Origin of the sequence: Dysgonomonas sp. Marseille-P4677, from assembly GCF_016652235.1 — a bacterium.
GTDB lineage: Bacteria > Bacteroidota > Bacteroidia > Bacteroidales > Dysgonomonadaceae > Dysgonomonas.
In genome coordinates, this window is the sequence record NZ_JAEPKU010000014.1 from 24,521 (window position 1) to 39,012 (window position 14,492).

The 14,492-nt window shown below is 36.7% G+C and carries 13 protein-coding genes; 10 read left to right on the forward strand and 3 right to left on the reverse strand.

What is annotated here, in order from left to right:
- Window positions 1-14: 14 nt before the first annotated feature.
- The 3 genes from JGH11_RS04855 (at window position 15) to JGH11_RS04865 (ending at window position 4,251) form a co-directional block, all read left to right on the forward strand.
- Window positions 15-3,539, forward strand: coding sequence for a type I restriction endonuclease subunit R (locus JGH11_RS04855; protein WP_201110443.1), 3,525 nt, complete (start codon window positions 15-17; stop codon window positions 3,537-3,539).
- A gap of 131 nt (window positions 3,540-3,670) precedes the next feature.
- Window positions 3,671-4,009: an HIRAN domain-containing protein gene (locus JGH11_RS04860; protein ID WP_201110444.1), complete on the forward strand. Its 339-nt coding sequence runs from the start codon at window positions 3,671-3,673 to the stop codon at window positions 4,007-4,009.
- A 74-nt stretch (window positions 4,010-4,083) separates the two neighbouring features.
- Entirely contained in the window at window positions 4,084-4,251 is a 168-nt protein-coding gene (locus JGH11_RS04865) for a hypothetical protein (protein WP_201110445.1), read from the forward strand.
- Window positions 4,252-4,298: 47 nt separating this feature from the next.
- Here JGH11_RS04865 and mobC read toward each other — a convergent pair whose 3' ends face one another.
- The gene (mobC, locus tag JGH11_RS04870; RefSeq protein WP_201110446.1) at window positions 4,299-6,299 is read right to left on the reverse strand and encodes a conjugal transfer protein MobC; all 2,001 of its coding nucleotides are present in this window, start codon (window positions 6,297-6,299) and stop codon (window positions 4,299-4,301) included.
- 128 nt (window positions 6,300-6,427) lie between these two features.
- Here mobC and JGH11_RS04875 point away from each other — a divergent pair, with 128 nt between their 5' ends.
- The gene (locus JGH11_RS04875) at window positions 6,428-7,000 is read left to right on the forward strand and encodes a hypothetical protein (RefSeq protein WP_201110447.1); all 573 of its coding nucleotides are present in this window, start codon (window positions 6,428-6,430) and stop codon (window positions 6,998-7,000) included.
- Between the two features lies 1 nt (window position 7,001).
- On the opposite strand, the gene mobB is transcribed toward JGH11_RS04875, so the two are convergent.
- Window positions 7,002-8,279 (reverse strand): conjugal transfer protein MobB, encoded by a 1,278-nt coding sequence (gene mobB / locus JGH11_RS04880; protein ID WP_201110448.1) that lies wholly within the window; start codon window positions 8,277-8,279, stop codon window positions 7,002-7,004.
- A complete protein-coding gene (gene mobA, locus JGH11_RS04885) occupies window positions 8,264-8,707 on the reverse strand; it encodes a conjugal transfer protein MobA (RefSeq protein ID WP_201110449.1) in 444 nt (147 codons plus the stop codon). The genes mobB and mobA overlap by 16 nt, the downstream gene beginning before the upstream one ends.
- A 673-nt stretch (window positions 8,708-9,380) precedes the next feature.
- On the opposite strand from mobA, the gene JGH11_RS04890 reads away from it, so the two are divergent.
- From JGH11_RS04890 to JGH11_RS04915, 6 genes are all read left to right on the forward strand, one after another.
- Window positions 9,381-10,145: a ParA family protein gene (locus tag JGH11_RS04890; protein WP_201110450.1), complete on the forward strand. Its 765-nt coding sequence runs from the start codon at window positions 9,381-9,383 to the stop codon at window positions 10,143-10,145.
- Window positions 10,146-10,147: 2 nt separating this feature from the next.
- A complete protein-coding gene (locus tag JGH11_RS04895) occupies window positions 10,148-10,546 on the forward strand; it encodes a DUF3408 domain-containing protein (protein WP_201110451.1) in 399 nt (132 codons plus the stop codon).
- 2 nt (window positions 10,547-10,548) lie between these two features.
- The gene (locus JGH11_RS04900; RefSeq protein WP_201110452.1) at window positions 10,549-11,199 is read left to right on the forward strand and encodes a hypothetical protein; all 651 of its coding nucleotides are present in this window, start codon (window positions 10,549-10,551) and stop codon (window positions 11,197-11,199) included.
- Window positions 11,200-11,344: 145 nt separating this feature from the next.
- Entirely contained in the window at window positions 11,345-11,644 is a 300-nt protein-coding gene (locus JGH11_RS04905) for a DUF4134 domain-containing protein (RefSeq protein ID WP_201110453.1), read from the forward strand.
- Window positions 11,645-11,655: 11 nt separating this feature from the next.
- Window positions 11,656-11,991 carry a DUF4133 domain-containing protein gene (locus JGH11_RS04910; RefSeq protein ID WP_201110454.1) on the forward strand — a complete coding sequence of 112 codons (336 nt, stop codon included), beginning with the start codon at window positions 11,656-11,658 and terminating at the stop codon, window positions 11,989-11,991.
- Window positions 11,988-14,492 (forward strand): TraG family conjugative transposon ATPase, encoded by a 2,505-nt coding sequence (locus JGH11_RS04915; protein WP_201110455.1) that lies wholly within the window; start codon window positions 11,988-11,990, stop codon window positions 14,490-14,492. The genes JGH11_RS04910 and JGH11_RS04915 overlap by 4 nt, the downstream gene beginning before the upstream one ends.

Genomic DNA, 14,492 nt, shown 5'->3' on the forward strand with positions numbered 1-14,492 from the left:
AAATTTAAACTGATATGACTTACACAACCAATAATCTGAATGGGCCTAACGAAGCCTATTTGGAAAACCTTATCACTTCCTATTTAGCAGATAGTCCCTTGTACAATCAGCGTAAGGCGAGCGATTTCGATATTGCTCGCATGTGCGATCTAGACATGTTACAACGCTTTATAGAAAAAGGACAACCCAATGCATGGAATAAATTGATCGGACGCTTTGGCGACAATGCCATGAATGAGGTTGTAAAAGAATATAACAAACGCTTGGATAATGGTATAGGTTTGCTCAAAGTGTTGCGTGAAGGTTTTACCTTGCAAGGCATAAAAATCAAACTTTTGCAATTCAAGCCAGACCAACAAAAGAACCTGCCCTTTGTAGAGTTGTATCAGAAAAACTGTTTCTCAGTAGTTCGCCAGATGCGTTATTCAAATTCAGGGAATGATCGTACCAATGAACTTGATTTAGTAATACTGATCAATGGTATTCCTTTTCTAACTTGCGAGCTTAAAAATGAATTTACAGGACAAAATATTGTGAATGGGATGACTCAGTATCGTACCAGTCGCGATATGAACAATCGATTTTTGCGCAATTGCTTAGTTCATTTTGTGATCGACAACAATCGAGTAATGATGACTACCAAGCTCGCTAATGAAGATACACAGTTCCTACCTTTCAACATCGATACCGAAAATCCTATCGTTGAAGGAGATTATGCGACATCCTATATGTGGAAAGATATATTTCAAGCAGATAGTTTGCTAAATATATTACAAGACTTTATAAAGCAATATATTCCACGTAGCGATCTGAAAAAGCGTGTAGTCACTATTTTTCCTCGTTATCATCAGTTGCGTTGTGTTAGACGTATTATGAGCGATGTTAAAGAAAAAGGCATTGGACACAATTATTTAGTACAGCATAGTGCAGGATCGGGCAAGTCGAAAAGTATTGCATGGCTGGCACATCAGCTTAGCGACTTATTTGACAACGAAGACAAACCTATATTCGACAGTATAATTGTTGTAACAGACCGTATAGTATTAGACAAAGCCATATCTGACGAAATACACGATTTCGAGACCGTTGCCGGAGTAGTGAAATCGGTACAGAAAGGCTCTCAAAAACTAGCTGATGCCTTGGAGAAAGGCTATCGAGTCATTGTGACTACTATCCAAAAATTCGGGAATGCTCGAAAGCACTTAGACGAACTTAGAGGTAGCCGATTTGCTATTATTATTGATGAGGCTCATAGTTCGCAAAATGGAGAAAATGCTAAAGACCTGAAACTTACACTAACAGACAAAGACTTACTCCAATCTATTGTTGATAAAGGTGATCCGGATATTGAGAACGACTTCGATCGTTTGATTAGCGAGATACAAGCAGCACGACAAAATATGCCGCATATTTCTTATTTTGCATTTACAGCAACCCCAAAAGAACAGACACTAAATCTATTCGGACATAATGGCGAGGCATTTGATGTTTACTCTATGAGACAAGCCATTGAAGAAGGTTTCATCATAGATGTTTTAGAAAACTATATCACTTTCAAGTCGTTATTTGAGCTTGTAAATAGAGAACAAGTACCTGACGAAAATCAGGAAGAGTATGATAAGAAAAAAGCTCTTCGTTTGATGATGCAATATGTAAACGATAACCCGTATGTTATTACTTACAAAGCCAATATGATGCTCAATCATTTTATGACTAAGACGATTCATAAAATTGAAGGTAAGGCTAAGGCAATGGTAGTTACCAGTTCCCGTGCCCATGCTGTGCGATACAAGCAAGCTTTGGATCAGCTGATCAATGAAAAATATAATGGACAGATATCTACCTTAGTAGCTTTTTCGGGGACAGTAGAGATCAATGAACATAAATATACTGAAGAAAATATGAATGGTTTCGGTATTAAGGACGCTGCAATTCGTGATAAATTTAAGGAAGACCATTGCAGAATACTTATTGTTGCCAATAAATTTCAAACTGGTTTTGACCAACCCCTTCTGCACACCATGTTCGTAGATAAACAACTCGGAGGTGTTCAGGCTATACAGACATTGAGCCGTTTAAATCGTTGCTATACAGGTAAGAAAGATACGATGGTAATTGATTTTGTGAATGAGCAAGACCAGATACAAAAAGCCTTTCAGCCTTATTATCAAACAACTCGTTTGAGTGAAGAAGCAAATACTCAACAGTTATATGATTATAAATTGGAGATTGATAATTATAAGGTATTTGGGACAAATCAGATTGAAGAGGTCATAGCCGTATTGATGGATAAAAATCGAAATCCGGAAGAACTTTCTCCATTTTTTCGTTCCTTGGTACAAGATCACGTTGAACCGATGGAAAAAGCAGAGCAAGCCATATTTCGTAAGCAAGTTAATCGCTATGTTAGACGTTATGTATTTTTATCGCAATTAATGACATTTATAGATCCTGAACTGGAGAAGTATTATCTATTTTGCAAGCTTTTATATAAATTCTTGCCATATACTAAAGATACACTACCATTGGATGTACTAGAAAGAATTAATCTGGATAAGTTTAAGATAGAAGAACGGGAAAATGGTTCTATTTTATTGGAAGAAGAGGATGGAAAATTGGGTATTAGTGATGCAACTATAACAAAAACAAATGTAGTGGAATTTGCTACGTTACATCAACTACTAGAGGATATTAATGAGCCTTATGCAGGATTTTTAGAAGAGAATGATAAACTAATATATTCTCTATTATTGGAAGTACTTGCTGACAAAGAGATTCAGGAGGCATTTAATGCTCAAAACACAGTTGATATCCTGATAGAATTAATAAAGGATAAATTTACAACAAAGAGCATTGAAAAGATGAGTCAGTATTTTAGCCTGATGGATGTAATGTCTTCCAATCAAGCATTTTCTGAAACATTTTTTAGAAAAGCATTTGAGTTCTTAGCAGCTGCTACCATGAAAGGGAATCGTCCCGATTATGATGAAGAAAAACTCAAACAGCTCATGTATGATAATCTGGTTGAAGAGTTTTCGGAATTAGCTGGAGTCACATATAGAGAGTTAGAAGAAGTTATTGACTGGTTATTCAAAATTTTCAATGCTACTACAGTAGAAAGTTTAGATGGACTAAATGATACATTGAAAGATACTTTCAATAATCTATACAGATCTGAAAACAGAGATTTGGATCTGCAAATTTATTTCCAAACTTTAGTAACAAAATATGAAGCTTTTTTAAGAAAGATATATTATATGCGAGAGCATAAAGAACTAGAATCTGAAAGTCGCACATCTGGGTTAGTCCATGTCGTTCAACAGTTTGCTGATATTCAAAAGTTATATAAGACCACAGATGAAAAACTTTCCAATATGCATGCATATTATAATATGCTATATCAGTGGAGAAATGACCAAGCTCATATGTCTCCGATACTTAAAACTGAAGAGTTAACCCCAGCTCTTCATGCTATAGCTGTCATGTATGTATACGCAGCGATGGTAAACGCTACTGATTTGGAGATTAACGGATATTAATTTATATATACATAAATAGTTCTAAAGAGATTATTCGAAAGAATAGTCTCTTTTTTTTTATCTGTGCAGATAGACTGCATAATAGTGGATCATCTTTGTAATAGAATATTAAACAACAAAAATCAAAGATTATGAAAAATCAATTTTATGCTACATTTTATATTGCCGGATTTACTTACTGGAATGGCTTAGAAGCAATAGAATCTATACGTGTGGGTACAAAGCTTTTACTTGAAGCAGAACCTACAAATGGATTTGACCCCAACGCTGTAAAAATTATGTATGATAATATTATGTTAGGTTACATCCCTAGAGAGGAAAATGAGGAAATATCTAAATTTTTGCAGTTGGGACACAACAACTTATTTCACGTATTTATCAATCGGATAAATCTTGAGGCTCATCCAGAAAAGCAAATCAGTGTTGTTGTACGGATTATTGATAAAAATACAGCTGTAAAGGATAATTAAAGGTTACTTCGATACCTTAAAGAGAAGACAGGGTGATCTTTCCTGGAAAATTTAGGGTCATAACACTTGTTTTTATGAGAGCACCGATAGGTACTACAGCAACTACAGGACAGAAATGCCCTGAGAGTGGAGTGTGGAAAGTTGTAGGAACTCCTACAACGACAGCGCCAATAGCTAAGGGAAACACGATGCCTCCATATGGGGGAAAAGGGGTTACTTGGAAGCTTATCCAGTATGCTTAATTGCATATTTCTAAAGGGATAGTTCATAATGGATTATCCCTTTAGTCTTATTTCTTCACCAACTTCATCAATTCAGGGTCTTTCTTTATCCGTTCCATCTCGATTTTAACAATTTGAGCAACATCTTTTTTGATGATGTAGTAATTATTATCAATAACCTCTTTCATAGGCTTATTGAAAGTCTGCTGAAAGTCCATGATAACAGGTATCTTCTGAAATTTTTTGGTTTCGGCAAAAACTTTGTCCGTATCAACAACAATCTCAGCATGAAACATTTTTTGCTCAATTCGTTCATCAAAATTATCGGAGACAGAGCCAACAAACATCCCTTGAGTGAGAGTTGAAATCTTCGATGCTGGAATTAAAGAATCTAGTTGGGTATTGATGGTCGTCGATTTATCCTGCTTGTTGATGGTCATGGATTGTCGTTTCTGTAAAACCTTTCCAAAACGATCGGAAAGATTTTTGGCTGTGTCGCCAACCACTTGTCCCGAAAAGATATTACCAACGGTATTCATCACAACATCGGCTTCCTCTCTCCCATAATCACGAGTGAGCTGCGATATATCTTGAAATCCCAGACAAACAGCGACCTTGTTACTTCGGGCGGTGGCAATCAGATTATCCAATCCTCGAAAGTAGATAGTCGGTAATTCATCAATGATAACCGAACTTTTGAGTTGACCTTTCTTATTTATCAATTTCACTATGCGAGAGTTATACAAGCCAAGAGCAGCACCATAAATATTTTGTCTATCAGGGTTATTCCCAACACAAAGTATCTTCGGAGCATCAGGATTATTGATATCCAATGTGAAATCGTTACCCGACATTACCCAATACAATTGAGGAGAGATCATTCTTGACAATGGAATCTTCGCACTTGCTATTTGTCCCTGTAATTGCTCTTGGGCATTCCCGTGCCATGCATCCATAAACGGAGATAGGTAATTTTCTAATGCAGGATAAGATGTAAGGATTGGGAATATCTCTTTGTAGGGCTTGTTCAAAAACTCTATTGCATGGGGAAAAGTGCAGTATTTTCCATCATCGTATATTTTCAGATACCAAATAATAGCAGCCAACAGAATGATGGGCGATTCGACAAAGAAGTCGCCTTGTTTTTGTATCCACGTTTTATTCAGATTGAGCATAATGGTATAGGCACTTTCGTAAGCATCCGAAATATCAGTCATAAATGCAGGGGCAATAGGATTACATCGATGGCTACGTTCAGGATCGTCAAAATTAATAACATAGAATTCAGGAGCTACTTCGTATTTATACCCATATTGCAGCATCTTGTTATAAGCAATAGTCGATAAATCGGGGTATTTAAAATCGTAACAGTAAAGGGCAAAACCTTTACTAATTTGTTGGTCTATATAGTTATTGACAACAGCAAAAGACTTCCCGCTACCGGGAGTTCCTAAGACAATCGTTGCTCTGAAAGGATTAACAACATTTATCCATCCTTTATGTTGCTTTTTCAGATATTGGAATCGTGTTGGTAGATTAATAGAGTATTCATTTTCAATTAATCGGGTTTCCTGCATAAAACTTTCATTCTCTGTATTGAATACATCATCCATCAGATTTATTTTCAATAACCGACTCATCCAAAGTCCTGCTATCAGTAAGAGGATATAACCGATTGTCATTGTGAAAATATAAAAGCCTGTATTGGTTACTAAAGGCAAAGGAAGTGCCAATATCCACCAATTTAGAAAGAAGAATATAAAGCCAAAAAATAGAAATACATAGATTTTATTCCAAGTGATTTTTTCTTCTTTCACGCCCTTAGTACCCAAGCAGGATAGGGCTAAAAATACTACTGCGAATATCTTTGTCCATAAAATATTTGAAAATAATCCTGCTGTACGCTGAAAGTTCAGTAATATCTGATCCACAACTCCAATATTTATCCCTGCATCCAAAATAAATTGGTAACAGAACCAATAAATATGAATCACTACAAATAAAATACTAATGGCTCGCATAAACTCCATTACTTTAGCAAGTCCTCTTAAATCATCTTCATTCTGCATAATCTTTATTTTTATGTTTTGGCTCAAAAATATGATCTATTGCAATAGAAGAGTAAGACATCTCTATGCCAATAATGGACAGCTATATTATTTAATCACTAACTTAGGCAATAAAATATTTATGAAGTATGGGGTTATTATTTAGTATATCTGATAAGGAAATGGTAAAAGTGAAAAATCAAATTTTCATAGAGAAAGGACATCCTGCTCTTTTGGAATCTGGATTTGAAAAAGCTCCATTTACTTCATGTTGGAATGGTAGAGATAGCCATCATGGCTTTTCTTATACTTATTGTAGACTAAAAAATCATTTTCTGGAAACAATTGATGTCCATATTATTAAAGGAGATAAATTTATTCAACTTTACTTAAATATATTCGAACTAGATCCTCAGGTAAAATATCTGGAAGAACTAAAAGACTCAAATTATCTAAATTATATTATTCCACCTAACAGACTAAATAGGATGCGATTAAGAAGCGATGACTATGTTTGGATTCCAATTATCACATTGTGTTGCTTTAAAAAGCATAAAATCGGATGTTATAATTCAAGATGGCGACTAAAAAGACAGATTAAAAAACTAGAAAAACTTATAGAAAAAGATATGAGCAACATAGATTCATTTGTTTCTAGATGGCATAAATTACATATTCCTAAGAAAATAGATTGGAATGGAAATATCTTAGAAAGAAAGTAAATCAGAATCCTTTGAATCTCATTCGTCTGCGTTTTTTATCTTCCATTTCCTTCCTTTTGGCAAAAGCTTCCGCTTCATAATCAGTACCATGTTGCTCTAGCAGTGATGGGATTATTGTATAATCCTCTTCCCAATTGTTTTCATACTCTGTTTTTTCTATAGAATCATCTTGCCAAGAAGCATCTTTGTCTGAACTATTTATTGGATCTGGAACTATTTGTTGTTTGGTTTGAGGCTCATCCTTAAATAGTTCATTAAAAATATTAGCCGAAAACTCCTTACCCATCTTAGAGCCATTGAATACACACTTGCTTTGATAGTCAATAAAAGTTGCCCCATAGATACGACCTTCCTGATTCTCTCGAAATACTGTACTTATTCTATTTTGTGCTAAAGTATTCAGGAAACCCTGTCTGTTGGTATAGTTGTCTATGGCTGATTGGATAATTGCTTTGGGAGATTTGAATACTTTATGCTCCTTCATGTATTTGGCTGAATACTCCAAGCGACTTAGCAGGGCATCATAACCGACACTTTTTCCGATAGCCGATGCTTTAATCGGATTGCCGACTTTCTCTCCCTTATTATCCAAAGCAGAATAAACCAATCCACTGTATTTCCTGCCATTCTTCTCTCCCTTGACTTCCTCTACAGATATACCATACAGCGAAAGCAAAGCACGATACTCATTGACCGATTGGAAACGATAAGATTTAATCAAAGCTTTGGTCGTATTGGCTATCTGCTTCTTTACATTTCCCGATTGATAATCCACTCGTCTAAGTTGTGGCAGATCTTCGGATTGCTTCTTTTTATCGGCATGATGCAGATTATAAGTCTTTTCTAATTCGTTGGTGATATCTTTAGAACGCCTCTTCTCAAAAGAATCATCAATCTTTTTCCCATTTTCATCTATATTGACTGTCACGATATGAATATGCTTGCGGTCGAGGTCTTCATGCTTATAAACGATATAAGGTTGGTTCCCATATCCTAGTTTTTGCATATAAGTTTGAGCAATATCACTATACATTTCATCCGACACTATATCGTCAGGATGAGAGTTTAGGGATATATGCGAGATTACTTTTTCTGTGTTTTTATTAGCATCCAAATACGGAGCAAACGACAAACTAGCTAGATACATATTTGACGAACCATCCCGATTTAACATCACATGATTACTAAAAATAACTTTTGCCTGTTGCTCTTTTACCTTCTCCTCATTGTAGGATAAAGCACCGTGAAGCGAGTTCCCTTTACTTATTTTTGCAACCATAAGTGTCCGTATTTCTGCTCAAACTCATCCGTTAGTTGCATCATTTGTTTTTGTAAAGCGACCAATTCGAGTGTCGCTTTTTCCAATTTATAGAGAAATGCCAATGCTTTTTTCTCTGAAAAATTAGACTTTAATGCTTTTACAATCTGGTTATAATTTGTCCCTATGGCTCTGTATTGTCCGAAAAAAGTAGTCATTCGCATATAATAATCCTGTACTCCTTTATCTATTTTGACCACTTTGATGGGCTTATTGAAAATACAAGAGGTAATAAAATGGGCTTTTATAGTCTTTTCGGACTGTTCAAATAAGGAAAGAAAACGAGCATTGTCAGCACTGTTTAAGTAAATGACATAGCGATGTTTTGCAGGATCAGCTTTAGGATGTCTACCACCTTTCCTTTTTTTAGATTCATTGTTTGGCTTCATAAACATAATAAAGATTAGTAAATAAAATCATGACTTCGGAATGATTTTCTCCCCGGTAAGGGGCAAGGGTTTTGAGGCACGGAAATTTATTTCAAGTGCTTCAAAACACACCTTGCTGTATTCTGACGAATACTAAAATCCATCCGCTGATGGATTGCCCAAAAGCTGATTTCGGAACGGAATTAGCCCGTTCAAAAAATGAGAGATTATCATCACGCTACAAAGGTAGAGTCTCTTAATTGAAAGATTATCATTTATTTATCAGACAGAAGATGACGGCAGGGGACACTAGATGACAATTAATCTGAAGATTGTATAAACAGCCCTATTTCTGTGTTTATTTGTGTGAATTAGTTCTTGGATTAGCTCATACATTCTGACAATAATTCATTAAGTATTGATTGCATACAATAGATAGTTCACTACCGAATTACTGTCTTAACTCATTACTTATAGAATGACAGCATACAATAATTCTTGTATGAATGAGTGGCTTAGTGAGTGAATTAACCCATGAATTCATGACATCATGCTTTAACTCACTAAAGAATGTATGAATTATCACATGAAAACAATCACTACTGACTGATTGAATGCTATCACTCACTAATGGGTTAGTTCATGAAGGATTGATTTAACACATGAATGAATTACTTAATTAAAACAATATCGTATGAAAAAAGAAACATTATTTATCGCCGTAGCCACTCAAAAAGGAGGAGTCGGCAAAACTGCTTTGACAGTATTACTATCCAGTTATTTGCATTATCTGAAAGGCTATCGGGTAGCTGTAGTAGATTGTGATTATCCTCAGTATAGCATCAACGGGATGCGGGAACGTGATAAGAAAATGGTTACAGAAGATGCTCACTACAAATCATTGTTCTACAAACAAAGCAAAGCTTTAAGCAAGAAAGCTTATCCGATAGAGGTCAGCCGTACTGCTGAAGCTATTGAAACAGCGAAAACGCTGATCAATGAATCGGAAGTGCCTTTGGACTTTGTATTCTTTGATTTGCCGGGAACAATCAATGCGAAAGGGGTGCTAAGTACCCTTTCCCAGATGGACTATATTTTTACGCCCATCACGGCAGATCGTATGGTTTTGGAAAGTTCGTTGGAATATGCAGCCCTTATCAATGAGCAGATCATCACTACAGGAAAGGGGAAAATCAAAGATCTGTTTCTTTTATGGAATTTGGTCGATGCTCGTGAACACGGGCATCTCTACGAAGTATATGAAGATGTAATTGCCGAACTGGGCTTACAGATTATGAAAACCTCGCTTCCTGATACCAAACGCTTTCGCCACGAGATAACGACAGAACACAGACCTATCTTTCGTTCTACACTTTTGCCTATCGATAAGCGATTGATACGGGGAAGTAATCTGGAGGAATTTGTAGAGGAATTTCTTGAAATCGTAAAAAGTAAATAAGCATGGCAGAAGAAATTGATGAGGACTTCCTATTGGCATCCATTGGAAATAGAAAAGAAGGAAGAATCCCTCCTGAAAAAGAAAAGGAAGTTGAGGTTATAAAGAAAGAAGAGGAAAAGCCAAAAGTGCCTTCCAAACGTGGGCGAAAACGTAATATAGTAGAGAGTAGCGGAGATTATGAAAATGATTTTCTCTGTCGTAACGAGATTAATGACCGTAAAAGCGTGTATGTCAGCACCTATATTCACGAGAAAGTGAAAAAGATTGTTTTGGAGATTGGAGGGCTATCCAATTTGTCCGTGGGTGGATATATTGACAATGTATTAAGGCATCATTTGGAAAAACATAAAGATGAGATCAATACGCTGTATAAGCAAACTAAAGACGATTTATTGGAATAGCTATGGTAGCAGAATTAGTAATAGCAGCTTGTCTGGCGGGAATTGTCTTTCTCCTTTTGTCAGAGTATAAAATTGATATCCGAAAGAAAACCGATTTGTCTAAAAATGATGAAGCAATTCCTAAAAAGAAGGAAAAGAAAGTTGCTAGAGTTGGCAGAAGCATACCTGACACCAGACATATGATGACACAAAATGACAGTTCCTTGAAAGCTAATGATATAGCCGAAAAAGAAAATAATTTTGAGCCGTCATTGAATGAGAGCGAACCTGATCCGAAGGATTTAGTAATAGATGCCGACCCCACAGAAACAGTAATTGATGAAGAGGAAGAAATTGCTGCTTACACGAAGGAAGAAGTCTATACTGCCGGAGGAATGGATTACGATGTAATGATGAAAACTGTTGATGTGATTAACAGCAAGACTGCTTCTAAAGAGGAGGAACAAAAGGCAGGAGGAGTTTTGCATAAAAATCGGAATACGGAGCTGGTTAGTAAAATGAGTTCTACCAAAGGAGCATTAGCTGCCAGAATTTCTTCACTCATAGATCTGCGTATCCAACAACATACGGCTGAACAAATAGAAGGTGTTGATTCAGGTGTCGCTTCTCGTTCAAATGAATACGACGGATTTGATGCGAGTGAATTTTTCTAATATAAAATACGAACAGAAAGGAGGTAGCCTATGAGGAAGTAAGTTGTAGAACAATGGTCCATTGACCACCACCAATTTTCAATTAAAACAAGTTTAACCCGGCTATGGGGAATATCCAACTCCATAGCCATTTTACAATTATCGAATGAATAAAAAAATCGTATTTCTATTTACCCTGTTTTTGATAACAACTGTCAGTGCATTTGCACAGGGTAATGGTATGCAGGGGATAACCGATGCCACCAATATGGTAACTTCCTATTTCGATCCTGCAACCAAACTGATTTATGCTATCGGTGCAGTTGTCGGACTTATCGGGGGCGTAAAGGTTTATAGTAAATTTTCGAGTGGCGACCCTGATACTTCTAAAACGGCAGCTTCATGGTTTGGTGCATGTATCTTCTTGATTGTTGCAGCTACTATTCTTCGTTCATTTTTTCTATAATCTGATGGCTGATGGCAGAATATTCCATAAATAAAGGAATCGGAAAACCTGCGGAATTTAAGGGACTCAAAAGTCAGTACCTATTTATTTTCGCAGGAGGACTATTAGCTGTATTCGTGGTCTTTGTAATTATGTATATGATCGGAATCGACCAAATAGTATGTATCGGTTTTGGTGTTGTTACGGCAGGAATATTAGTCTGGGTAACTTTCTATCTCAATGAGAAATATGGGGAATACGGATTGATGAAATTGCAGGCGACAGCTAATCATCCCAGATACATTATCAACCGCCTGCGGATACAACGGTTGTTCGCTAAGGTTAGAAGAAAGGAGGAGACTCTATGAGAAATACATTAAAAGCAGCGACACTCGAAAGTAAATTCCCATTATTGGCAGTAGAGCATGATTGCATTATCAGCAAAGATGCAGATATAACAATTGCCTATAAAGTGGAACTACCCGAACTCTTTACAGTTACATCTGCTGAATATGAAGCGATGCATGCCTCTTGGCTCAAAGCCATTAAAGTATTGCCGAATTACTCTGTGCTATTGAAACAGGATTGGTTTATTGAAGAAAACTATAAGGGCGAAACGCAAAAAGAAGATATTAGTTTCCTGTCCCGTTCCTTTGAACGACACTTCAATGAACGTCCATTTCTAAATCACACGTGTTATCTATTTCTGACCAAGACAACGAAAGAGCGAGCCAGACAACAAAGCAGTTTTAATGCTTTGACTCGTGGCTTTATTGTCCCTAAAGAAATTCAGGATAAAGAAACGGCACAGAAGTTCTTGGAGGCAGTCGAACAATTTGAGCGAATTATAAATGACAATGGTTTTATCGAACTGACCAAGCTGACGACCGATGAGATAGTAGGAACGGAAAAAGAAGCAGGCATTGTTGAAAAATATTTCTCACTCTCTCAGGAGGATACGACCTGTTTGCAGGATATGTCTTTAGGTGTAGGAGAAATAAAGGTCGGCGATCAGCGAATGTGTCTGCATACACTTTCCGATACGGAAGATATTCCAAGTAAGGTACAAACAGATGTTCGCTATGAACGGCTATCAACCGATAGGAGTGATTGCCGACTGTCCTTTGCTGCTCCCATTGGTGTGTTGTTATCCTGTAATCACATTGTGAATCAGTATATCTTTATAGATGACCATGCGGAAAATCTGAAACGTTTTGAAAGACAGGCTCGAAATATGCACTCTTTATCCCGCTACAGTCGAAGTAACCAAATCAATAAAGCCTGGATCGAAGAATATTTGAATGAGGCACATAGTTTTGGGCTTACTTCGGTGCGTTGTCATGTCAATGTATTGGCATGGAGTGATGATAAAAATGAACTCAAGCGTACAAAGAATGATGTAGGAAGCCAATTAGCTTTGATGGGATGTAAACCCCGCCACAATACGATTGATGTACCTACACTTTATTGGGCAGGTATTCCGGGCAATGCAGGCGATTTTCCGAGCGAAGAGAGTTTTTATACGTTTATTGAACAAGCCTTATGCTTCTTTGTGGCAGAAACGAACTATAAAAACTCACCATCTCCTTTCGGCATCAAGATGGTAGACCGACTGACAGGAAGACCCCTTCATTTGGATATATCCGATTTACCTATGCAAAAAGGGATTATTACCAATCGTAATAAGTTCGTGTTGGGACCTAGTGGTAGTGGAAAATCATTCTTTATGAACCATCTGGTCCGTCAGTATTGGGAACAAGGAACGCATATCATTTTGGTTGATACGGGAAATTCCTATCAGGGATTATGTGAATTAATTCACAATAAAACCAAAGGAGAAGATGGCGTGTATTTTACTTATACGCAAGAGCATCCTATCTCATTTAATCCATTTTATACCGATGATGGGATCTTTGAAGTAGAGAAAAAAGAAAGTTTACAGACACTCTTGCTTACCCTTTGGAAAAGTGAAAACGAAAAGATTACCAAGACTGAATCGGCAGAACTAGGTAGTGCTTTGGAACAATACATTGAACTTATCCAAAAAGATCAAAACATTGTTCCCTGTTTTAATACTTTCTATGAATTTCTGCGAGATGTATATCGAATCGAAATGGAGAGTCGAGAGATTGAAGTTAGCAAATCTGACTTTAATATTTACAACCTTTTGACTACGCTCAGGCAATACTATCGGGGTGGGCGTTATGATTTTCTTTTAAATTCGGAAGATAAAATAGACCTATTATCCAAGCGATTCATAGTCTTCGAAATTGACCAGATTAAGGAAAACAAGGAACTTTTCCCTATAGTCACCATCATCATTATGGAAGCCTTCCTGAACAAGTTGAGACGATTGGAAGGTATTCGGAAACAACTTATTGTGGAAGAGGCTTGGAAGGCATTATCTTCAGAAAATATGGCAGGCTATCTTCAGTATATGTATAAAACTGTTCGGAAATATTTTGGAGAAGCCATTGTTGTTACTCAGGAGGTGGACGATATTATTTCCTCGCCTATTGTGAAAGAAGCCATTATCAACAATACCGATTGTAAAATCCTGCTTGACCAACGAAAGTATATGAACAAGTTCAATGCGATACAGGAAATATTAGGTCTGACTGATAAGGAGAAAGCCCAGATTCTTTCCATCAATATGTCCAATAATCCGAAACGAAAATACAAGGAAGTCTGGATAGGAATGGGAGGAGTGCAATCGGCTGTTTATGCTACCGAAGTCTCTTTGGAGGAATACTATACTTACACTACCGAACAAACTGAAAAGGTAGAATTATTCCGATTGGCAGAGAAGTTAGATGGGAATTTGGAGTTAGCCATTAAACAACTCGCCGAAAGTAAACGTAAGCGATAA